At 73.4% G+C, this 20,126-nt stretch carries 19 protein-coding genes; 8 read left to right on the forward strand and 11 right to left on the reverse strand.

Annotated features, from left to right (window positions below; all coding sequences use genetic code 11):
* Positions 1-198 precede the first annotated feature (198 nt).
* Entirely contained in the window at positions 199-648 is a 450-nt protein-coding gene (locus J2W20_RS13840) for a DUF3311 domain-containing protein (RefSeq protein ID WP_307007262.1), read from the forward strand.
* A complete protein-coding gene (gene mctP, locus J2W20_RS13845; RefSeq protein ID WP_307007263.1) occupies positions 645-2,303 on the forward strand; it encodes a monocarboxylate uptake permease MctP in 1,659 nt (552 codons plus the stop codon). The genes J2W20_RS13840 and mctP overlap by 4 nt, the downstream gene beginning before the upstream one ends.
* A 30-nt stretch (positions 2,304-2,333) precedes the next feature.
* Here the strand turns inward: mctP and J2W20_RS13850 are convergent, their stop codons facing one another.
* The 3 genes from J2W20_RS13850 to J2W20_RS13860 all read right to left on the reverse strand — a co-directional run bounded on the left by J2W20_RS13850 (position 2,334) and on the right by J2W20_RS13860 (position 4,914).
* Complete coding sequence (locus J2W20_RS13850; RefSeq protein WP_307007264.1) at positions 2,334-3,524, reverse strand: DUF6707 family protein; 1,191 nt, start codon at positions 3,522-3,524, stop codon at positions 2,334-2,336.
* A 96-nt stretch (positions 3,525-3,620) separates the two neighbouring features.
* Complete coding sequence (locus tag J2W20_RS13855) at positions 3,621-4,160, reverse strand: NUDIX hydrolase family protein (RefSeq protein WP_307007265.1); 540 nt, start codon at positions 4,158-4,160, stop codon at positions 3,621-3,623.
* Between the two features lie 10 nt (positions 4,161-4,170).
* Positions 4,171-4,914, reverse strand: a complete 744-nt coding sequence (locus J2W20_RS13860) for a VOC family protein (RefSeq protein ID WP_307007266.1) — start codon at positions 4,912-4,914, stop codon at positions 4,171-4,173.
* A gap of 180 nt (positions 4,915-5,094) precedes the next feature.
* On the opposite strand from J2W20_RS13860, the gene J2W20_RS13865 reads away from it, so the two are divergent.
* On the forward strand, positions 5,095-5,685 hold the full coding sequence (locus tag J2W20_RS13865; protein WP_307007267.1) for a YdeI/OmpD-associated family protein: 591 nt from the start codon (positions 5,095-5,097) through the stop codon (positions 5,683-5,685).
* A gap of 52 nt (positions 5,686-5,737) precedes the next feature.
* On the opposite strand, the gene J2W20_RS13870 is transcribed toward J2W20_RS13865, so the two are convergent.
* A complete protein-coding gene (locus J2W20_RS13870; protein WP_307007268.1) occupies positions 5,738-7,684 on the reverse strand; it encodes a glycogen debranching N-terminal domain-containing protein in 1,947 nt (648 codons plus the stop codon).
* Positions 7,685-7,828: 144 nt separating this feature from the next.
* Here J2W20_RS13870 and J2W20_RS13875 point away from each other — a divergent pair, with 144 nt between their 5' ends.
* Both J2W20_RS13875 and J2W20_RS13880 read left to right on the forward strand, forming a co-directional pair.
* Complete coding sequence (locus J2W20_RS13875; RefSeq protein ID WP_307007269.1) at positions 7,829-8,530, forward strand: phosphatase PAP2 family protein; 702 nt, start codon at positions 7,829-7,831, stop codon at positions 8,528-8,530.
* A gap of 3 nt (positions 8,531-8,533) precedes the next feature.
* Positions 8,534-8,869, forward strand: coding sequence for an acylphosphatase (locus J2W20_RS13880; RefSeq protein WP_307007270.1), 336 nt, complete (start codon positions 8,534-8,536; stop codon positions 8,867-8,869).
* A gap of 18 nt (positions 8,870-8,887) precedes the next feature.
* On the opposite strand, the gene J2W20_RS13885 is transcribed toward J2W20_RS13880, so the two are convergent.
* The 5 genes from J2W20_RS13885 to J2W20_RS13905 all read right to left on the reverse strand — a co-directional run bounded on the left by J2W20_RS13885 (position 8,888) and on the right by J2W20_RS13905 (position 14,999).
* Positions 8,888-9,679 carry an MBL fold metallo-hydrolase gene (locus J2W20_RS13885; RefSeq protein ID WP_307007271.1) on the reverse strand — a complete coding sequence of 264 codons (792 nt, stop codon included), beginning with the start codon at positions 9,677-9,679 and terminating at the stop codon, positions 8,888-8,890.
* 208 nt (positions 9,680-9,887) lie between these two features.
* The gene (locus tag J2W20_RS13890; RefSeq protein ID WP_307007272.1) at positions 9,888-11,036 is read right to left on the reverse strand and encodes an ABC transporter ATP-binding protein; all 1,149 of its coding nucleotides are present in this window, start codon (positions 11,034-11,036) and stop codon (positions 9,888-9,890) included.
* On the reverse strand, positions 11,033-12,637 hold the full coding sequence (locus tag J2W20_RS13895; RefSeq protein ID WP_373458022.1) for an ABC transporter permease: 1,605 nt from the start codon (positions 12,635-12,637) through the stop codon (positions 11,033-11,035). Before J2W20_RS13895 ends, J2W20_RS13890 begins: the two co-directional genes overlap by 4 nt.
* A gap of 3 nt (positions 12,638-12,640) precedes the next feature.
* Entirely contained in the window at positions 12,641-13,675 is a 1,035-nt protein-coding gene (locus J2W20_RS13900) for an iron ABC transporter substrate-binding protein (RefSeq protein ID WP_307007273.1), read from the reverse strand.
* A gap of 166 nt (positions 13,676-13,841) precedes the next feature.
* A complete protein-coding gene (locus J2W20_RS13905) occupies positions 13,842-14,999 on the reverse strand; it encodes a glycoside hydrolase family 76 protein (protein WP_307007274.1) in 1,158 nt (385 codons plus the stop codon).
* A 92-nt stretch (positions 15,000-15,091) separates the two neighbouring features.
* Between J2W20_RS13905 and J2W20_RS13910 the strand changes: the two genes are divergently transcribed.
* Both J2W20_RS13910 and J2W20_RS13915 read left to right on the forward strand, forming a co-directional pair.
* Positions 15,092-15,868: an SDR family NAD(P)-dependent oxidoreductase gene (locus J2W20_RS13910; RefSeq protein ID WP_307007275.1), complete on the forward strand. Its 777-nt coding sequence runs from the start codon at positions 15,092-15,094 to the stop codon at positions 15,866-15,868.
* Positions 15,865-17,064 carry an acyl-CoA dehydrogenase family protein gene (locus tag J2W20_RS13915; RefSeq protein WP_307007276.1) on the forward strand — a complete coding sequence of 400 codons (1,200 nt, stop codon included), beginning with the start codon at positions 15,865-15,867 and terminating at the stop codon, positions 17,062-17,064. Before J2W20_RS13910 ends, J2W20_RS13915 begins: the two co-directional genes overlap by 4 nt.
* Before the next feature lie 19 nt (positions 17,065-17,083).
* Here J2W20_RS13915 and J2W20_RS13920 read toward each other — a convergent pair whose 3' ends face one another.
* Together J2W20_RS13920 and J2W20_RS13925 are read right to left on the reverse strand one after the other, a co-directional pair.
* Positions 17,084-17,899, reverse strand: coding sequence for a DUF1684 domain-containing protein (locus J2W20_RS13920; protein ID WP_307007277.1), 816 nt, complete (start codon positions 17,897-17,899; stop codon positions 17,084-17,086).
* A gap of 38 nt (positions 17,900-17,937) precedes the next feature.
* Positions 17,938-18,585 carry a LysE family translocator gene (locus J2W20_RS13925; RefSeq protein ID WP_307007278.1) on the reverse strand — a complete coding sequence of 216 codons (648 nt, stop codon included), beginning with the start codon at positions 18,583-18,585 and terminating at the stop codon, positions 17,938-17,940.
* A gap of 155 nt (positions 18,586-18,740) precedes the next feature.
* Between J2W20_RS13925 and J2W20_RS13930 the strand changes: the two genes are divergently transcribed.
* A complete protein-coding gene (locus J2W20_RS13930) occupies positions 18,741-20,126 on the forward strand; it encodes an OFA family MFS transporter (RefSeq protein ID WP_307007279.1) in 1,386 nt (461 codons plus the stop codon).

Below are 20,126 nucleotides of genomic sequence, written 5' to 3' on the forward strand. Positions count from 1 at the left end.
CCGGCCGAGCTGTTCGAGCAGCTCCAGCCGGGCCTCGCCGCACTCGGATAGGGCCAGGCCTCCCGGAGCAGAAAGTTCTGCAACGAAACCTTCCTTCCGCGGCCCCTCCTGCGGTACAAATACGCCGGGACCTGCGAAGACGTCCGGCGACCCCGCGCATCGGCGACGGCCCACCGGAGGCGACCAAAGGAGGCCACGTTGTCCGAGTCCAATGCCCCCACCCGCGACACACCCACCCGGGCGCCGGCCAGACCGGTGCCGTACGCGGTGGCGGGGATCCTCCTGGCCGCCGCGATCGTGCTGCCGCTCATGCCGCAGATGTACTCCTTCGACCAGCCGCGGCTGGGCGGCATGCCCTTCTTCTACTGGTACCAGCTGCTGTGGGTGCCCATCTCCGCGGCGCTCAGTGGGATCGCCTACTGGCTTGTGACCGCCGAGGACCGCCGGCGCCGCGGGGCGGCCCGCACGGGCGCCACCGCCTCCCCGGCCGGCCCGGCCGGGACGGGCAGCCCGGGCAGCCCAGGCAGTCCGGGCGGGACAGGCAGCCCCGGCGGCACAGCCGGCCCCGACACCGGCGGGCGGGGCAGCGGCGGCCGCCACGCGGCGTCGTCCGACGAGGCAGACAGCGAAGGAGGTGAGCCGAGATGAACCGTCCCATCGACTGGACCGCCCTGATCATCGTGATCCTGCTCTTCGTCATCGTGGCAGTCATGGGGTTCATGGCGGCGCGCTGGCGCCGCTCCAAGGAGGAGACGGGGCTGCACAGCCTCGACGAGTGGGGCCTCGGCGGCCGCGGGTTCGGCACCTGGATCACCTGGTTCCTGCTCGGCGGCGACCTCTACACGGCCTACACCTTCGTGGCCGTCCCCGCCGCCATGTGGGCCACCGGGTCGGTGAGCGGCTTCTTCGCGGTGCCGTACACGATCGTGCTGTACCCGATCATCTTCATCATCATGAGCCGGATGTGGTCGGTGTCCCACCGGCACGGGTACGTCACGAGCGCGGACTTCGTGGGCGGGCGCTACGGGAGCCGCTGGCTGTCCCTCGCCGTCGCGGTCACCGGCATCGTGGCCACCATGCCGTACATCGCCCTCCAGCTCGTGGGCATCAAGGCCGTGCTCACGGTCCTCGGGCTCGGCAGCGCGCAGAACGCGTTCCTGACCGACCTCCCGCTCATCATCGCGTTCGTGGTGCTCGCCGCCTACACGTACACGTCCGGGCTGCGCGCGCCGGCCATGATCGCCGTGGTGAAGGACCTGCTGATCTACCTGGCCGTGATCGTGGCCGTGATCTACCTGCCGATCAAGTTCGGCGGCTGGGACGCGATCTTCGGCGCCGCGCAGACGAAGCTCGGCACCGTCAGCCAGGCGACGGGCAAGCCCGCGGGCGTGTTCATCCCCACCGGCTCGAGCTACTCGGCGTACTGGACGCTCGCGCTCGGCTCGGCGATGGCGCTGTTCATGTACCCGCACTCGGTCACCGGCGTGCTCGCGTCGAAGGCTCGCAACACGATCCGCCGCAACGCAGCGATCCTGCCGCTGTACTCGCTCATGCTCGGGTTCCTCGCACTGCTGGGCTTCGTGGCCATCAAGGCCGGAACCAAGCCCGTGGACCTCGACGGCTCCACCAACCCGCAGCTCGTGGTGCCGCAGCTGTTCCTGGACCACTTCCCCTCGTGGTTCGCCGGGATTGCACTCGCGGCCATCGCGATCGGGGCGCTCGTGCCGGCGGCGATCATGTCCATCGCCGCCGCGAACCTCTTCACCCGCAACATCTACCGGGACTTCTTCAAGCCGGACGCCGATCCCAAGACGGAGGCCAATGTCTCCAAGATCGTCTCCCTCGTGGTCAAGGTCGGGGCGCTCATCTTCGTCATCGGCATGGACCAGTCCGCGGCCATCAACATGCAGCTCCTCGGCGGCATCTGGATCCTCCAGACCTTCCCCGCGGTCGTCGGTGGCCTGTACACGCGGTGGTTCGACCGGTGGGCGCTGCTCATCGGCTGGGCCGTGGGCATCATCTTCGGCACCGTGTCGGCGTACAGCGTGGTCAACCCCGTCACGCACGCGCACTTCGGCGGTTCGACGGCGGCGTTCCCCGGGACGAACTTCACCGTGTACATCGCGATCTCCGCGTTCGTGCTCAACCTCGTCGTCTCGGTGGTGCTGACGCTGCTCCTGCGGCTCTTCAGGGTGCCCCAGGGGGCGGACGAGACGCGGCCGTCCGACTTCGGCGCGGACGAGACCGATCCGAAGGTCAAGCAGATCGAGGCCACCGCAGGCCCCACGGGTCCGTTCGCGTAGGCGCCTGCCGGGGCGCCCCCAGGGGCGTCCCTACGGGCGGACGGCGCCGAGCTCCACGTCGATGCGCCGGTCCAGCTCCTCCTGCGTGAACACGGTCGAGCCGCCGTGGGCCCGCAGGTGGAGGAGGCTGCCCAGGCGGAGCATCCGCCACGCGCGCTCCTCGGCGTGGTCCTTGGAGGCCGCCGCGCGGGTGACCTCCTTGTCGTAGAGGTTCGGCGCATTGAGGGCGCGCTGGCGCACCCGTTCGGCCATGCGGGCGCGGAAGGGGTCGGTCTCGGCGGTGTCGGGGGTGCGGAGCAGCTCGCCGTAGGCCTCGGCCCGCTCCTCGTCGCCCTCCTTCCGGGCGAGGTGGGCGGCCAGCCCCAGCGCGGACTCGATCGAGGCCCAGCGCGCCGGGTTGCCGTCGTAGGGGAGCACGGCGAGCAGGTCGGCGACCTTGAGGGCGTTCCCGGTGTCGTCCTGGCCCACGTAGAGCTCGAAGGCGAGCTCGCGCAGGTCGGCCAGGCACGCGCCGGACTTGACGTTGATGCCCTTCGCGAGGCGCCCGGCGAGCTCGTTGACCGCGTGCCGGCCGGGGTGGGCGGCGTCGATGGCGCGCATGAGCTCCTCCGGCTTCTCGTCCAGAGCGGGGATGCGGGCCAGGAGGTCCGGGCGGAGGCTGGACGCGGCGGCCGGAGCGGCGCCCGGCACGACCACCACGTCGCCCGTCTCGAGGGTGATCTCGGACGGCCCGCGCAGGGGGGCCTGGGGCACGGCCGCGGGGGAGGCCCCGGCGGCCGGCGGCTCGGTGGCGTGCGGCTCGGTGGAGACGAGGACCTCGGTCTCGGTACGCGCGGGGGCGGAGTCGGTGCGGTAGGCCCCCGTGCCGCCGGCGTCCGGCGCTGCCGAGGCTGCCGGGGCGGCAGAGTCCCCGGCGCCGGCGGACCCGGCGGAGTCGCGCCCTGCCCCGGCGAACAGCAGGTCAGCGGGGCGGCCGCCCTTGCCCCGGGCCACGCGGACGCGGGTGCCGTGGGCGACCCGCAGGTTCAGGTCGTTGTCGAGCACCGCGAAGTAGAGCGCGGGATGGCCGTAGTCGTCCAGCACGGTGTCCACTTCGAGGACCTCGGCGCTGCCCTCACCGTCGGGCAGGAGCAGCCGTTGGCCGTGCTTGAGCTCGTGGGCGTCGATCTCGTGGAACTCGGGGGTTCCGGGCCGCTCGTGCGGTCCCGAGCTGTGGTGCATCTGGGTCCTCCGTGGTGGCTTTCGGTCCGCTCCCACCCTATAAAGGATTGGTAACGACCGCCCACAGGCGCGCGGGGGCCGGACGGAACCGGAGGGCTACGGGGCGATCCCGGCGAACGCGAGGGCCTGCCGCACGAGCTCCCCGCGGCCGCCCACGAACTCCAGCTGGACCGGGCCGCTGAGCACCTCGGCGGGGGACATCCACGTCAGCTCGAGGGCGTCCTGCCGCGGCTGGCACTCGCCGGTCACAGGGATCACGTAGGCCAGCGCGACGGCGTGCTGGCGCTCGTCGGTGAAGCCCGTCTGCGACGGCGAGGGGAAGTACTCCACCACGGTGAACGGAACAGGGCTGACGGGCAGCTGCGGGAACGCGAGGGTGCCCAGGTCCTTCTCGAGGTGGCGCAGCAGCGCCGCGCGGATCGTCTCCTTGTACAGGACGCGGCCCGAGACGAGGCTGCGCATCATATTGCCCTCGTCGTCGGCCTGCAGCAGCAGCCCCACCTCGTTGACGTACCCGAGGGGGTCCAGGCGCACGGGCACTGCCTCGACGTACAGCATCGGCAGACGGTTCCGCGCCTCGTAGAGGTCCTCCGGGGAGAGCCAGCCGGGATACGGGTCGGGGGTGCGAACTGCCATGCCTACTGTTCTACCGCATCTCGGCTCCCGTGGCGGGGCCCGCCGCCAGGATCGTGACGCCGCGTCCGTCCGGGGTCGGGATCCGCACGCGCGCGACGCCGCCCGGCCGGCTCCCCTCCTCGGCCTCCTCGGCGGTGACCTCCTCGGCGGCCCAGCCGGCCAGCGCGAGGCGGGGCATGAGCTCGCTGCGCCGCCCGGAGTATTCGAGGACGAGCCCGCCGGCCGAGGCGGCGTCGGCCCTGACCGCGGCGATGACTCCGCCGTTCTTGGCGGTGAACTCGCGGGCGGTGGCGGGGCCGAGCTGCGGATCCGGCCGCGGCCGGGCTCCGATGGCGGCGAGAGTCGCGGCGGCGCCGTCGAGGTCGGGGGTGTTCCACTCGAGCCGCACGGTCATGTCCGGATCGGCGTCGACGGGGCGTCCGGCGTGGGAGGTGGGCTCGGCCGTGAACCCGAAGCCGTCCGGCCCCGTGATCCGCACCCGGGGGCCGCCGGCGGAATCCTCGAGGGCCGCCTGTCCGCCGTCGTCCGCGGTGCGGCGGGCGAACTCCTGCGGGTCCCGGACCTCGACCCCGAACACGGTGGTGCCGTCCTGCGGCGAGCCGGGCTCGGCGGAGCGGAGGCGCACCCGGCCGCTGTGCGAGTCGAGCACCGCCCAGCCCTCGCCCTCCTCCCCGGGCACGAGGCCGAGGTCGAGCAGGAGCCGGCGCAGCTCCGGCAGCGCGGACGTGTAGCGGGTGGCGAGGACACGCAGCATGGAGACTCCCTTCGCGGCAGGTGCCCACCATCCTCCCACCTCCCGCCACCCCGCCCCCTCTCGTTTCGGGTACGCATCTCGCGGCCCTTCCTGCGTTTCGGGTACGCATCTCGTCTCGATTCCGGCGTTCCGGGTACGAGCGCCTTGCGCCCGCGCCCGCTCCCGGGAAGGGTAGGCCGCATGGCCCCCGAGCTCCCCGAACTCGTTGTCCCCGATGCCACCGCATGGCGGTCATGGCTCGCCGAGAACCACCGCGAGAGCCCTGGCGTATGGCTCGTGCTGCACAAGAAGGGCGGGACCGTGACCGGGCTCGCCTACGAGCCGGCAGTGCTCGAGGCGCTGTGCTTCGGCTGGATCGACGGCCAGCTCCGGGCGCGGGACGCGCAGAGCTCGGCCATCCGGTTCACACCGCGCTCGCCCAGGAGCCGATGGTCGCAGAGCAACGTGGAGCGCGTGGGCCGGCTCGAGGCCGAGGGCCGCATGACGCCGGCCGGCCGGGCAGCCGTTGACGCGGCGAAGGCCGACGGCCGGTGGGAGGCGGCCTACAGCGGCGCGGCCTCGGCCGAGGTCCCCGCGGACCTGGCCGCGGCCATCGCAGCCGTCCCCGAGGCCCAGGCGATGTTCGACGTCCTCACCTCGACCAACCGCTTCGCGCTGATCTACCGCACTACCTCGGTGAAGCGGCCCGAGACGCGGGCCCGGAAGATCGCCGAGTTCGTGGACATGCTCGCCCGGCAGGAGACCGTCTACCCGCAGAAGAGGCGGCCCTGACCGAGGGATACTGTGCCCTGACGCGGCCGGCGCAGGGCCCACGGCCTCCGGTTCAGGCCCCCAGCGCCCGCGCGACCACCGCGGCCGAGGCCGCGCTCCACGCCTGGGGCCGGCACGCCGCCGGGTAGGCGAGGGCGCGCGCCGATTCGGCGGACCCGACGCCCGAGAACAGCTCGGGCAGCGACCCGCCGAGCGACTCCGCGGCCCGGACGAGCCCCCGCGCCACCGTCGCCGCCTCGGCCCGGAAGCCCTCGGCGAGCATTCCGCGCACCGCGATGGCGGTGTCGTGGCTCCAGACCGACCCGCAGTGGTAGCTCAGCGGCCAGTATCCCGCCGCGGCCGTCGAAAGGGTCCGGATGCCGTAGCCGCTGAACAGTTCGTCCCCGAGGAGCCGGTCCACCACGAGGCGCGCCTCGTCGGCGTCCAGCAGCCCCGTGCCGAGCAGGTGGCCCATGTTGGACCCGGCCACATCGAGGGGGGTGCCGCCGCCGTCGAGCGCCATCGCCGGGAACCTCCGGGCGCCGTCCTCCACCCAGAACGACTCCCGGAACCGCGCACGGATTCCCGCCGCGAACTCCCGCAGCTCCGCCGCCTGGGCGCGCAGCCCCTCGCCGCCGCCCGGCCCTCGCAGCTCCTCGAAGAGGGCGGCGGCCTCGAGCGCGGCCTGGTGCGCGTACCCCTGCACCTCGGCCAGGGCGATCGGCCCCTCCGCGCGGCGGCCGTCGCGGAACTGCATCGCGTCCGCCGAGTCCTTCCAGCCCTGGTTGCTCAGCCCGTGCCCGGTCTCGTCGCGGTACGCGAGGAACCCGCCCGGCCCGGTGGCGGAGGCGAGGAGCCAGTCGGCTGCGCGCCGCGCGGCCGGCAGCAGCGCGCGCACGGTGTCCGGGGCGCGCCCGGTCCGGGACAGTTCTCCGGCCAGGCACAGCCACAGGGCGGTCGCGTCCACGGTGCCGTAGTAGACCGGGGGCAGCCGGAGCTGGTCCCCGCCGGGCCCATGGTCCACCACGAGCTCGCCGGCCCGGATCTCGTGCGGGATCTTGCCCGGTTCCTCCGCGGACTCCGGGACGTGCTCGGAGCCCTGGTATGCCGCGAGCGCGCGCAGGGTCCCGGCCGCGAGGGCGGTGTCGCGGGGGAGCAGGAGCCGGGCCGACCACAGCGAGTCCCGCCCGAACAGGGTGAAGTACCAGGGTGCACCGGCGGCGACGAAGGGCGCGTCGGGCAGCCGGGTCGTCGCGAGCCGGAGGCCTGCGAGCTGCTGCAGGGAGGTGGCCAGCAGGCGGCCGACGGCGCCGGGCCGGCTCTCCGCCCCGTCCTCCTCCGCGCCGCCCGGCGCCGCACGCACGACGGCGTCCGCGTCCTCGAGCGCGACGCTCCACGACACGCGGAACGGCTTGCCGCGGCCCAGCACCGCGGACCAGACGAGGGCGGGGTGGCCCGAGGGGAACCCGTCCGTGTCGTCGGAGTCGCGGTCGATCGAGGTGGACACGCTCGCCCCCTCGGTGTCGGGGGTGGCCACGGCGCGCCGGCCGCCGCGCTCCCAGGCCAGCCGCCCGGCGTCGTGCGCGGGTTCCACCGGATCCCCGGGGTGCCCCACCCGCACCGCGGCCATCGGGGCGAAGTCCGCGCCGAGGTGGACTGCGAGCGTGCAGGCGAGCTCGGGCAGGGACGTGCTGAGCTCGATCGTGTGCCGCACGGTCCCGGGCTCCACGGTCCACGTCTGGACCACCCGGACGGCGGGGTCGAGGGTGGGCCCGGCGATGTTCCGGGCGAGGCCGTCCACCGTGACGCGGGCGCCGGCCGCGGAGACGCCCACCGGCTGCGGCTCGGCGCCGTTGACGGTGACGGCCGCGTGGTCCAGGAATCGGGTGTCCGCGTGGAAGATGCCCGTAAGGCCGGCCGGGTCCGGGGCAAGGCGGCCCTCGGCGCTGAGCCACAGCTGGGTCGGGGCGGCCACGGCAATGTGCTGGCGGTGCAGGGAGGGCTGGAGGGGAGCGCTCATGCGAGCCACGCTACCGCCGGGCCGCCGGGCGGGACAGCGCGGGACGCCGCCGGGCGGGAGCGGGCGGGACGCCGCGCGCCGACTCCCAGCCGGGGCCGAGCTTCTTCCCGGTCATCTCCCACGCGTCGGCGCGAGACTGGGGGGATGCTCAAGGTCACCGCTTCCGCCCGGCGCGCCCTGGCCGCCGCGCTGGCGGCGGCGGGCCTCATCGCGTTCGGCTGGCTGCTCGAGTCCGTGGCGGGGAGCTGGAGCCTCGCGGACTTCGACTGGCCGGTGCTGGACGGGCTCGCGGCCCACCGCAGCGGCCCCGCCACCGCGGCCGCGCACGCGCTCAGCGCCGCGACCGGACCGGCGGCCGTGCTGGCGGCGTCGGCCGTGGTCGCCGTCGTCTGGGCGGTGTGGCGCCGCGAACTGTGGCGCCCCGCCCTCCTGGCGGGCGCCTCGCTCGCCGACTTCCTCCTCGTCATGGGGGCCCGGTACTGGGTGGGCAGGTCCCGCCCACCGGCGTGGTTCGAGGCCGTCGGAGGCAACGAGGGGCCGGCGTTCCCGTCGGCGCACACGGCCGGCGCCGCCACCCTGCTGTTCGTGGGCCTCTATCTGGTGTACTCGCGCCGCGCGAGCACCCGCGGGCTGCCCCTCGCAGCCCTGGGCGCGGGCATCCTCGTCCTCGCCGTGGCTGCGAGCGACCTCTACCTGGGCCGCCACTGGCTCACGGACGTCGCCGCGTCCTTCTCGATCGGGGCGGTCGTGCTCGCGGCGGTGCTGTGGGTGGACGCCCTGAGGACGCCGGAAGGAGACCGGGGGCGCGCCGCGGTGGCGGCCTCCCGGGCGGCGGCGGACACTTGAGGCATGTCGATCTTCCGGCGCCGCGGCCCGCACAGCACCTCCGGCACCGCGGGGACGCCTGAGCCGCCCGAGGCCCGGCTCAGCGCCACGGTCTCCGGCATGGTGCAGGGGGTGGGATTCCGCTTCCGGACCCTCGGGCAGGCCGAGCGGCTGGGCCTCGTGGGCTCGGCCGGCAACCTCCCGGACGGGACCGTCGAGGTGGTCGCCGAGGGTGCGCGCGACGGCGTCCAGGCGATGCTGGACTGGCTGCGCTCCGACGAGGCGCCCGGCCGCGTGGACGAGGTCCGGGCCAGCATCGGCCCGGCCACCGGCGAGTTCTCGGAGTTCAGCCTGTTCTGAGCGGCCGGTCCCGGCCGTCTATCCGCGCAGGTAGTCCAGCTGGGCGGCCACCGAGTTCTCGGCGGCCCGGCGCACGCTCGCGTCGACGTCCGCGTACACGGCGTCGGTCACCTGCGCCACCGTGGCGTCCCCGCCCAGCTCTGCGAGCGCGGCGCGCACCTGGTCGAGGCGTTCCTCACGGTGGGCGAGGTAGGCGCGCGCGATGCCGGCCAGGTCGGGGAGCACCGGACCGTGGGCGGGCAGCACCGTGGCGGGGCCCAGGGCCTCGAGCCGGCGCAGGGTCGCGAGGTAGTCGCCGAGCCGCCCGTCGGGGAACATGATCACCGTGGTGCCGCGGCCCAGGATCGTGTCGCCCGTGAGCACCGCGCCGTGCTCGCCGTCGTCGGGGAGCGCCAGGCAGATCGAGTCCGCTGTGTGGCCCGGGGTGGCGAGGACCTCGATCCGCACCCCGGCGGCCTCGAGGCGCTCGCCGTCCTCGAGCGGTTCCGCGCCGCGGCACAGTGCGGCGTCCTTGGCCCGCACGGGGGCACCGGTCATGCGGTGGAACTCCCCGGCCGCCTCGGTGTGGTCCGGGTGGTGGTGCGTGAGGACTACGAGCTCGACCCGCCCGGCGCCGGCCAGCTCGGCCAGATGTTCGGGGTCGAGGGGGCCCGGGTCCACGACCACTGCCGAGTCGGAGTCCGGCGCCGCGATCACGTACGAGTTCGTCCCGTCGAGGCTCATCGGCCCGGGATTGGGGGCGAGCCGGTACCGGGTGAGGGCGGAGCTGCGGACCCAGCGGGTCGCGGGGGCGGTGACGTCGTCGGCCATGCCTTCAGCGTAGCCCGGCGCACGACGCCGCCTGCTCGCCTCGGGTGGGCCGCCCGCGGGAGGCGGGCGGCCGCCGTCGTACCCGGAAGGCCGAAAGGGCGGCGAGATGCGTACCCGAAACCGGAGGAAGGCGGCGAGATGCGTACCCGAAACGGTGAGGGTGCGGGGGAGGAGCAGGGTCAGGGGGCGGTCAGTCGAGGGCGGCGGGTCAGTCGAGGGGGAAGGCCACGCCCTCGCCGATGACCTTGAGCGCGAGGTCCATCCCGGCCCGGGCCATGGCGGCGTTCCAGTGGCGGATGGTGATGACCTCTCCGCCGCCAGGGATGCGCGGGTCCGCCGGGCGCTCGGGCAGCTTGATGCGCACGGAGGATTCGGGGCCGAAGTAGTCCCAGTCGAGCACGGTGCCGTGGATGCGCGAGTCCGCGGCGATGCGGATCTGCTCGGGGCGCAGCATGATCTGCACGCGGCCCTGCGCGGGCGGCCGGCGGACGGGGATCGCGCCGAGGGAGCACATGGCCAGCGAGCCCTCGAGCCAGGCGTCGAGGATCACGGCGTCGCCGAGGAACTCGGCCGTGGCGCGGTCCGCGGGCCGGGTGTAGACCACGAACGGGTTGCCGATCTGGGCGAGCCGGCCGCCGCGCATCACGGCGACCTGGTCGGCGAAGGAGAGGGCCTCGGCCTGGTCGTGGGTGACGAGGATCGTGGTGACGCCGGCGTGGTGCAGGACCTTGCCGATCGCCCGGCGGGTGGCGACCCGGAGGCCTGCGTCGAGCGCGGAGAACGGCTCGTCCAGGAGCATGACCTCGGGCTCGCACGCCATGGCCCGGGCGAGGGCGATCCGCTGCTGCTGGCCGCCGGAGAGCTGGTGGGGGCGGCGCTTGGCGTACGCGGGGTCGAGGGCCACCATCTCCAGCAGCTCCTCGACCCGCTCCTGGACCGCCCTGCGGCCGCGGAACTTCTCCCGGTCCAGCCCGAACGCGACGTTCTGCCCGACGGACAGGTGCGGGAACAGGGCCCCGTCCTGGGCGACGTAGCCGATGTTGCGCCGGTGGGCCGGCACCCACGTGCTTCCGGCGACCTCCTTGCCGTCCATGAGGATCCGGCCGGTGTCGGGCGCCTCGAACCCGGCGATGAGCCGCAGGAGGGTGGTCTTGCCGGAGCCGCTCGGGCCCACGATGGCCGTGGTCCCGCCCCGGGCCACGGAGAGGTTGATGCCCTTGAGCACCTGCTGGCGCCCGAAGTCCTTGGTCACCTCCTCGATGTCGAGGTGGTGGTCCGCGGTCTGGGCGATCTGCGGGGCCACCCGCGGGCTGGGGAAGCGGGCCGCCGCTGCGGGCGTGGGGGTCTGTTCGGTCACTGTCCGGCTGCTTTCTTGGACTGCTGGAACAACAGGTACGTCATCGGCGCGGAGAGCGCGATCATCACGAGCGCGTACGGGGCCGCCCTGACATAGTCGATCTCGCTCGTCAGGGCCCAGAACTCGGTGGCGAGCGTCCTGGTGCCCAGCGGGGAGAGGAGCAGGGTGGCCGTGAGCTCGTTGACCACGGCGAGGAACACGAGCGCGGCGCCGCCCGCGGCGGCCGGGGCCACGAGCCGCAGCGTGACGCGCGCGAACGCGAGCAGCGGGGGCTTCCCGAGGGCCTGGGCGGCCTCCTCGAGCTCCTTGGGGGCCTGGGCGAGGCCGGCGCGCAGGTTCACGAGCGCGCGGGGGAGGAAGAGCAGCACGTAGGCGGCCACGAGCAGGCCCGTGGTCTGGTACACGCCCGGGATGACGCGCAGCGCGACCGTCACGAACGCGAGCGCGAGGACGATCCCGGGCATCGAGCTCGTCACGTAGTTGGACAGCTCGAGCCCGCGGGAGAGCCATCCCGGGAACCGCACGGCGAGGAACGCGAGGGGGAAGGCCACCACGGTGGTCACGATGGCGCCGAGCAGCCCCAGCCACAGGCTCGCGCCGAGCGCCCCGGCCAGGTCCGCCGTCTGCCAGATGCCCGCCCCGCCTTGGGCGGCCCAGGTCACGGTCATCCACAGCGGCACCCCCACGGCGAGGACGGCGACCGCCAGGAGCGCCAGCTGTGCAGGAAGCTGCCACGTCCCGAGCCCGAGGCGGGTCGGGGTGGCCTGGGCGCCGGAGCCGATGCGCGCGTACCGGGCGTTGCCGCGCACCCGCGCCTCGGCCACGAGGAACACGAGGCAGACCGTGACCAGGACGGAGGCGAGCATGTTGCCCGCGGCGCCGTTGAAGGTCGAGCGGTACTGCTCCATGATCGCGGTCGTGAACGTGTCGAAGCGGATCATCGCGAAGGCGCCGTACTCGGCCAGCAGGTGCAGCGCCACGAGCAGCGCCCCTCCGGACACCGCGATCCGCAGCTGGGGCAGCACCACGCGGAAGAACGTCCGCCACGCGCCCAGCCCCAGCGATGCCGCGGACTGCTCGATCGCCGGGTCCATCCGGGAGAGCGTGGCGGCCACGGGGATGTACACGAGCGGGTAGTACGAGAGCGTGGCGATGAGGACCCCGGAGAACACCCCTTCGAGCCGCGGCACCGCGGACACCCAGGCGTACGAGTTCACGAACGCCGGGATGGCCAGCGGCGCCGCCAGGACCACCGCCCAGACCCGGTGCGCCCGCAGCGCGGTCCGCTCCACGAGCCACGCCCCGCCCACCCCCAGCACGATGCACAGGGGCACCGTGATGAGCGCGAGCAGGAGCGTGTTGCCGAGCAGCTCGAGGGTGCGCTCGCGGAAGATGAGCGCCGCCGCGGTGTCCCAGCCGGTGCTGACGGTCATGAACGCCACGAACCCGAGCGGGATCAGCGACGCGGCGGCGACGAGGCAGGCGGCGAGGACGACGCCGAAGGGCGGGCGGGGGCGCTTGCCCTCGCCCGCCTCCGGGGTCGCCTCGCTCGGCACTGGGAGTCCGGTGACGGCGAGGACGGCGGCTGGGGCGGATTCCACGGTCTAGAGGAGTCCTGTGGCGGTCATGAGCTCGTTGACCTTCTGCGAGTTGAGCTTGGCCGGATCGATCTTGGGCGCTTGGAGCTGCTCGAGGGGAACGAGCTTGGCATTGGACGGGACGCCGGAGCCCACGGCGTACTCGTAGGAGGAGCCCTTCTGCAGGACCTCCTGGCCCTTCTTGCCGGTGATGAACTTCAGGAACTCCTGCGCGGCGGCCTGGTTCTTCGAGGACTTGAGCACGCCGCCGCCCGAGACGGAGACGAAGGCGCCCGGGTCCTGGTTCTTGAAGTACTCGAGGCCCACGTTGTTGGAGTTCTCGCCCGTCTTGGCCTGATCGCCGAACCAGTAGTAGTGGTAGATGACCGCGCCATCCACCTCGCCGCTGTTGACGGCCTTCATGGCGGTCGAGTTGCCCTTGTAGGACTTGGCGCCGTCCTTGAGCGCCTGGAGCCACGCCTTGGTGGCGTCCTCGCCCTTGAGCTGCAGCATCGCGGAGACGATCGCCTGGAAGTCGGCGCCGGAGGGCGAGGCCGCCCAGCGGCCCTTCCACTGGGGGCCCTCGAGGTCCATGAGGGACTTGGGCAGCTTGTCCTGGGACACCTTCGACTTGTTGTAGGCGAACACGGTGGAGCGCGCGGCGATGCCGACCCACTTGTTGGTGGACGGGCGGTACTCGGCGGGCACCTGGGCAGCGGTGGCCGGGTCGATGTCGGCGAAGAGGCCGGCGTTCTCCACCTGGGTCATCGCGGGGGAATTCTCGGTGAGGAAGACGTCCGCCGGGGAGGCAGGGCCCTCCTGGATGATCTGGTTCGACATCTCGGTGTCGTCGCCCTGGCGGTAGTTGACCTTGATCCCGGTCTCCGCCGTGAACTCGTCGATCCACTCCTTCGTGAGGGACTCGTGCTGGGCGTTGTAGACCGTGATGGTGCCCTTGTCGCCGGAGGCGGTGCCGGGTGCCGAGGATCCGCAGGCGGCGAGGCCGAGCGAGGTGGCGGCGACCAGGGCGATGCCAGCGAGGGCGCGGGGTCGGAGCTTCATCGAAAGCTTCCCTTTCGTGGGGTCACAGGGATGGTGGGCGACGGCGCCGCCGGCTGGCGTCGTCGGGTGACGTCACGATCGACTGTAGGTTAGCCACACCTAAGACGCCGCCCATTCTTCCCATAATGTGACGCATCTCACGTCAATTACGCAACCTTGACCTTCGCTAATCCCCCTGAGTGAGCCGATGCGCGGCCTCGGAGACCATCCACGCCTGCAGCTGGGTGGACAGCTCGACCCGGCGTCCGGGCGGATACGCGTCCGACGCCGCCTCGCCCGGCCTCTGCGGGAAGGTCCACCAGGCCGCGTCCCGGCGGCCGCGGCCGGGCTCCGTGCGCAGCTCGGCCCCCGCCCACAGCGCCTCGGCGGTGGCCGTGACCAGCCCCCGCGCGGTGCTCCGCGCCGCGAGCGGAAGCCGCGGGTCGCCGGCCGCGTCGGCGAGGTGGCGCGCGAGGATGCCCATGAACAGGCCGCCGTCCCCGCCGCCGTCCGCCCGCAGCGCGCGGCGGTGGCCGCCGTCGTGCGCCGTCTCGACAGTGAGGCGCTCCGCCACGGCGTGCGTCAGGGCCGCCGCCCGGGCGAGGTTGTCAGCGCCGCCCAGCGCGAGCAGTGCGCCGAGGATCGGGCCCTGGTTGTAGGTCCAGACGTCCCGGACGAGCTCGCCCGCCCCGCCCGGGGCCAGATTGAGGCCGTCGAGGTACAGGCCCTGCTCGGGGTCGAGGAGCCTCTCGTTGAGCCAGTCGACGAGACGCTGGGCGCGGGCCGGGTCGCCCGTGCGGGCGAAGAACAGGGCGCCGGGGCCCGTGGAGGCGGTGTTCTTGTACCGCCGGCGCGTGTTCCAGAAGAGCCCGCCGCCGAGGTCGTCGGTCTCCGCCGAGACGAGCTCCCGGCCGAGCTCCCGCACGGCGGCCCGTGCGGCGGGGAGGCCGGCGCCGGACGCTCCCGGCAGGCCCTGCAGGCGGCCGAGCCGGTCCGAGGCCAGCGCGAGCCAGGCCATGTCGTCGTAGAACCAGTTCCGGTACCGGAAGCCGTTGCGGACGCGGATGCCGGCCAGGAGGTCCCGCGCGAGGGCGAGCTCCCGCGGTGCCGACGCGGGCCCGGTGGCCGCCGCCAGCCGGCGCTGCGCCGCGTCCACGAGGCAGTCGAGATAGTGGGCCTGCCACCAGTAGTGCCACGGGGCCCACGGGGTCCGGACCCGCTGGGCGGGCCGGGCCACCGAGGCGATCCAGGTTCCGGGGACCGCGCCCAGGAGGCGGTGGCCGAAGCCGGAGTTGACGCTGTCCGCAGCGGCGTGGGCGCGTTCGGCCCAGATGGTCGGGTCCATGCGCCCACCCTAGCGGCGCGGCTGGGCCGTGACCGGTCTCACAGCCGTGCGCTACGATGCTTCCGGTTAGTGACCATTAACTGGGAGGCGCCATGGAGCTTCAGGGGACGGCAGCGCTCATCACGGGAGGGGCGTCCGGGCTGGGCGCCGCGACGGCCCGGCGGCTGCACGCAGACGGGGCGGCGGTGCTGCTCGTCGACCTGCCCGGCAGCGCCGGCGAGGCCCTCGCCGATGACCTCGGGGACCGGGCCGCCTTCGCCCCCGCCGACGTGACGGACGAGGCCCAGGTGCGGGCCGCCGTCGTGCGCGCGGGCGAGCTCGCCCCGCTGCGCGTCGTGGTCAACTGCGCGGGCGTGGCGACGCCCGGGAAGGTCCTCGGCCGCGAGGGCGTGCTGCCGCTGGAGCAGTTCGAGCGGGTGATCCGCGTGAACCTCCTCGGCACCTTCAACGTGATCCGGCTCGCGGCCGAGGCGATGGCCGCGACCGAGCCCGTCTCCACCGACCTCGGCGGACCGGAGCGCGGCGTCATCGTCAACACGGCGTCCGTCGCCGCGTTCGACGGGCAGATCGGCCAGCCCGCCTACTCCGCATCCAAGGGCGGAGTCCACGCGATGACCCTCCCGATCGCCCGGGAGCTCGCCCGCTCGCTCATCCGGGTCGTCACCATCGCGCCGGGCATCTTCGAGACGCCCATGATGGCCGGGCTGTCCCGCGAGGCGCAGGACTCGCTCGGCGCCCAGGTCCCGCACCCGGCCCGCCTCGGCCGGCCCGCCGAGTACGCCAACCTCGTGGCGCACATCGTGGACAACGCGATGCTCAACGGGGAGACGATCCGCCTCGACGGGGCCATCCGGATGGCCCCCAAGTGACCGCCGTCGCCTCCGGCGGCCCGCGTGCCGCGGAACTGCCCGCCGCGGACTACTACGACCTCGAGCGGCGCCTCGAGCCCCGCGAGCGGGCCAAGCTCGCCGAGCTGCGCGAGTTCCTCGCCGCCGAGATCGCCCCGCACGCCGTGGGCTGGTGGGAGCGCGAGGAGTTCCCGCACCACGTCCTGCCCCGGCTCGCCGCACTGGGGCTCTCCACCCCGCACCGCCACGGCCACTCGCGGCTGTTCACGGGGCTGGTCATCGCCGAGCTGACCCGGGCCGATACCTCGATGGCGACCTTCTTCATGGTCCACCACGACCTCTTCGTCGAGGGCCTGTACGAGTTCGGGACGGCGGAGCAGCGCGCCCGCTACCTCGACGACGCCGTCTCGCTGCGCACCACCGGGGCGTTCGCGCTGACCGAGCCGGGGCACGGGTCCGACGTCGCCGGCGGCCTGACGCTCTCGGCCCGCCGCGACGGGGACTCGTGGGTGCTCGACGGAGCGAAGCGCTGGATCGGCAACGGCACCTTCGCCGACCACCTCCTCGTCTGGGCCCGCGAGGCCGGGGGCGCCTCGGAGGGGGCCCTGCGGGCCTTCATCGTGCCCGGCACCGCCCCGGGGCTGACCCGCGCCCGGATCGAGCACAAGACCGCCCTGCGGACCGTGCAGAACGCCGACCTCGTCTTCGAGGGCGTGCGGGTGCCCGAGGCCGACCGCTTCGCGCGGGTCTCCTCGTTCGACGACGCCCGCACCATGCTCCTCGGCTCGCGCCTGCTCGTCGCCTGGCAGGCCGTGGGGCAGCAGCTCGCGGCGTTCGATGTGGCCCGCGCCTACGCGCTCGAGCGGGAGCAGTTCGGGCGCCCGCTCGCCAGGTTCCAGATGGTCCAGGGCCAGCTCGTGACGATGCTCGGCAACGCGACCGCGTCGATGGCGATGCTCGCCGAGCTCTCCGCGCTCCAGACCGAGGGCCGGGCCACCATGGCCCGGGTGGCACTCGCCAAGGCGTGGGCGACCGCCCGGATGCGCGAGACCGTGGCGCTCGGGCGCGGCATCCTGGGCGGCAACGGCATCCTGGCCGACTACGCGATGGCCAAGGTCTTCGCCGACGCGGAGGCCATCTTCACCTACGAGGGCACCTATGAGGTCAACGCCCTCATCGCGGGCCGGGACATCACAGGAGTCTCGGCCATCGCCTGACCTCCGCGCGCCCCGTGGCTCAGGCGGGGTCGGGCGTCTTCTCCCCGGCCTCGACGGCAAGGTCGAGCGAGTTCCCGCGCACCGGCATGGGGCAGGTGCCGTAGGCGGTGAACGCGCTCGGATAGTTGATCGCCCGGTTGAAGTCGAGCACCACGGACCCGTCGGGGCGGGGCCGGGGCGTCTCGACCTTGCGCCAGTCGTCGGTGGTCCGGCCGTTGGTCTCGTCGTGGAACGTGATGGTCAGCTCGCCGAGCCTGCCCTGTTCGGCCTGGAGCCGGTACTCGTGGCCGTGACGGCGGAACACCACCTCGCCGGCGGAGCGGTGCACTCCGTCCACGAGCGGGTTCGCCGTGGAGATCGGCACGTCGCGCGGCTCGGGATACGGCTCCCAGCGCGCGTCGACGACCCACTCGGGCGCGTAGTCGAAGACGGGCACCCCGGTGAAGCCAGTCAGGGTCGGGGACGCGGAGTCGCGGGTGCGGATCGCGTACCTGTTCCCGCGCACGGCCAGCTCGACCAGGACCGTCCCGTACACCACCCAGTCCAGCGACTCCTCGTCCGCGAGCTCCGCGGTGTACGTCCCGTCCACAGGGTCGCCCGAGTCCGCGAAGACCAGGCCCTCGTCGGCGCGGGCGGTGAGCACCGCCGTCGTGCGCCCGCCCTCCGTGGCGGCGGACCACAGCCCGGGCACCACCTCGACGGGGGACGGCGTCGGCTCGAGCCATTGGAACGAGGTGAGCGTGAGCCAGCCGTGCTCCGCGGCGAGGGCGCGGTTGCGGCTGTCGCGGAAGCGCTGCCAGCGGGCCAGCTGGGCGTCGGCGGGGGAGTCAGTCATGCCCTCGACAATGCCACGGCGAGGCCGCGTATTCCCGCTCAGGCGCGGCGCAGCTCCAGGACCGCCACGACCCCGAACGCGCCCAGCACCGTCCCGGTCACCCGGTCGATCCACTTCCGGAACGTGGCCCCGTTGAGCCAGCGCCCGAAGAACTGCGCCGCCGCGACGATCGCGAGGAACCACACGAGCGCCTCGGCGTTCGCCACGACCGAGAGCAGCAGGCCCATCGCCACCGGCGGGACCCCGGGGACGAGGAACTGGGGGATGACGGCGACGCAGAACATGCCGTACTTGGGGTTGAGCAGGTTGGAGACGAGCCCCTTCGCCCACGCCTTCCGCAGGGGCTCGAGGCTGTGGTGCGGCAGTGCGCCCGGCGGCAGGTCGCCGTCGCGCCGGGTGAGCGAGGCGCGCCACAGGCCGATGCCGAGCCAGACCATGTACGCCGCCCCGGCGATCCGCAGCACGTCGTACGCCACCTCTGAGACCGCGAGCAGCGCCGAGACGCCGGTGGCCGCGGCCGCGCCCCACACGAACGCGCCCGTGATCATGCCCAGGGCGGCGGTGTACGCGTGCCGGCGGCCTTGGCTGAGCGTGTAGCGCAGCACGAGCGCCGTGTCCGTCCCGGGGATGACGGTGATGAGGGCGGCGATCGCGGCGAAGCCGAGCAGGGAATCGGTCAGGGTCACCGTTCAAGGATATCGAGGCCCAATGCCGCGGCGTGGGTAGCCGTTCAGCGCACCGGAAGTACCGTTCGGCGCAAAAGTGACGAAAGCCACTCGCGGGGGCATAGCGTGTGCGGGGAACGGTCGGGGCTCGGCCCGGCCGCGGACAGGAGGACCCGATGGCGTGGCTCGACCGCGAGCATAGCGTTGCCCGACCAGGATTCAACCGCTGGCTCATCCCTCCCGCGGCGCTCGCGGTGCACCTGTGCATCGGCCAGGCGTACGCCACGAGCGTGTACAAGACAGCGCTCGTGAAGCACTTCGGGGTGGGCCTGACCGAGATCGGCGTGATCTTCTCGGTCGCGATCGTGATGCTCGGCCTCTCGGCGGCGGTCATGGGCACCTGGGTGGACCGCAACGGGCCCCGCAAGGCCATGGTCGTGGCAGCCGTGTTCTGGGCCGGCGGCTTCCTCGTGGGGGCCGCCGGGATCTTCACCCGCCAGCTGTGGCTCGTGTACCTCGGGTACGGGGTGATCGGCGGGGTCGGGCTCGGGATCGGCTACATCTCGCCCGTGTCCACCCTCATCAAGTGGTTCCCGGACCGCCCGGGCCTCGCGACGGGCCTGGCGATCATGGGGTTCGGCGGCGGCGCGCTCATCGCCAGCCCGCTCTCAACCGCGCTCCTGAACGCCTACGACCCGGCGTCCGCGGCGCCCGGCGCCGTGGCGAGCGGCGACGCCGTGGGCAAGCTCTTCCTCACCCTCGCGGTGGTCTACTTCGCCTACATGCTCTTCGGCGCCTTCACCATCAAGGTCCCGCCGCCCGGGTGGTCGCCGGCCGGCTTCGACCCCGCCTCGGTCCGCTCCCACGCCCTCATCACCACGGGCCAGGTCCGGGCCGCGAAGGCCATCAGGACCCCGCAGTTCTGGCTCCTGTGGGTCGCGCTGTTCTGCAACGTCACGGCCGGGATCGGGATCCTCGAGCAGGCCGCGCCGATGATCCAGGACTTCTTCCGGCAGCCCGGCGGCAAGTCCCTCGTGGCGGCGTCGGTGGCCGGCGGGTTCGTGGGGCTGCTCTCGATCGGCAACATGGCCGGCCGCTTCGTCTGGTCGGCGACCTCGGACAAGATCGGCCGCAAGCGCATGTACATGGGCTACCTCGGCGTCGGGGCGGTCCTGTACGTCCTGCTGGCCTTCGCCGGGCACACCTCCACGGCCCTGTTCGTGCTCTTCGCGTTCGTCATCATCTCGTTCTACGGCGGCGGCTTCTCCACGGCGCCCGCATACCTGCGGGACCTCTTCGGGACCCTCGAGGTGGGCGCCATCCACGGCCGGCTCCTCACAGCGTGGTCCGCGGCCGGCGTGGTGGGCCCGCTGGTCGTCAACGGGGTCCTCGATGCGCAGGGCACACCCGGCAAGCTCACCGCGGCGGCCTACCAGCCTGCGCTGCTGATCATGGTGGGCCTGCTCGTGGTCGGGTTCGTGGCGAACCTGCTCATCAAGCCCGTCGACACGACATTCCACGAGCCCGAGCCCGCCGCCGCGGGCGCAGCGAAGGAGAGCTGA

This window comes from Sinomonas atrocyanea, from assembly GCF_030812675.1.
GTDB lineage: Bacteria > Actinomycetota > Actinomycetes > Actinomycetales > Micrococcaceae > Sinomonas > Sinomonas atrocyanea_B.

Bases quoted from the DNA above. Each gene is read 5' to 3' on its own strand.
- mctP (WP_307007263.1), top strand. From the start codon at position 645: ATGAACCGTCCCATCGACTGGACCGCCCTGATCATCGTGATCCTGCTC.
- J2W20_RS13850 (WP_307007264.1), bottom strand. From the start codon at position 3,524: ATGCACCACAGCTCGGGACCGCACGAGCGGCCCGGAACCCCCGAGTTC.
- J2W20_RS13855 (WP_307007265.1), bottom strand. From the start codon at position 4,160: ATGGCAGTTCGCACCCCCGACCCGTATCCCGGCTGGCTCTCCCCGGAG.
- J2W20_RS13860 (WP_307007266.1), bottom strand. From the start codon at position 4,914: ATGCTGCGTGTCCTCGCCACCCGCTACACGTCCGCGCTGCCGGAGCTG.
- J2W20_RS13865 (WP_307007267.1), top strand. From the start codon at position 5,095: ATGGCCCCCGAGCTCCCCGAACTCGTTGTCCCCGATGCCACCGCATGG.
- J2W20_RS13870 (WP_307007268.1), bottom strand. From the start codon at position 7,684: ATGAGCGCTCCCCTCCAGCCCTCCCTGCACCGCCAGCACATTGCCGTG.
- J2W20_RS13875 (WP_307007269.1), top strand. From the start codon at position 7,829: ATGCTCAAGGTCACCGCTTCCGCCCGGCGCGCCCTGGCCGCCGCGCTG.
- J2W20_RS13880 (WP_307007270.1), top strand. From the start codon at position 8,534: ATGTCGATCTTCCGGCGCCGCGGCCCGCACAGCACCTCCGGCACCGCG.
- J2W20_RS13885 (WP_307007271.1), bottom strand. From the start codon at position 9,679: ATGGCCGACGACGTCACCGCCCCCGCGACCCGCTGGGTCCGCAGCTCC.
- J2W20_RS13900 (WP_307007273.1), bottom strand. From the start codon at position 13,675: ATGAAGCTCCGACCCCGCGCCCTCGCTGGCATCGCCCTGGTCGCCGCC.
- J2W20_RS13905 (WP_307007274.1), bottom strand. From the start codon at position 14,999: ATGGACCCGACCATCTGGGCCGAACGCGCCCACGCCGCTGCGGACAGC.
- J2W20_RS13910 (WP_307007275.1), top strand. From the start codon at position 15,092: ATGGAGCTTCAGGGGACGGCAGCGCTCATCACGGGAGGGGCGTCCGGG.
- J2W20_RS13920 (WP_307007277.1), bottom strand. From the start codon at position 17,899: ATGACTGACTCCCCCGCCGACGCCCAGCTGGCCCGCTGGCAGCGCTTC.
- J2W20_RS13930 (WP_307007279.1), top strand. From the start codon at position 18,741: ATGGCGTGGCTCGACCGCGAGCATAGCGTTGCCCGACCAGGATTCAAC.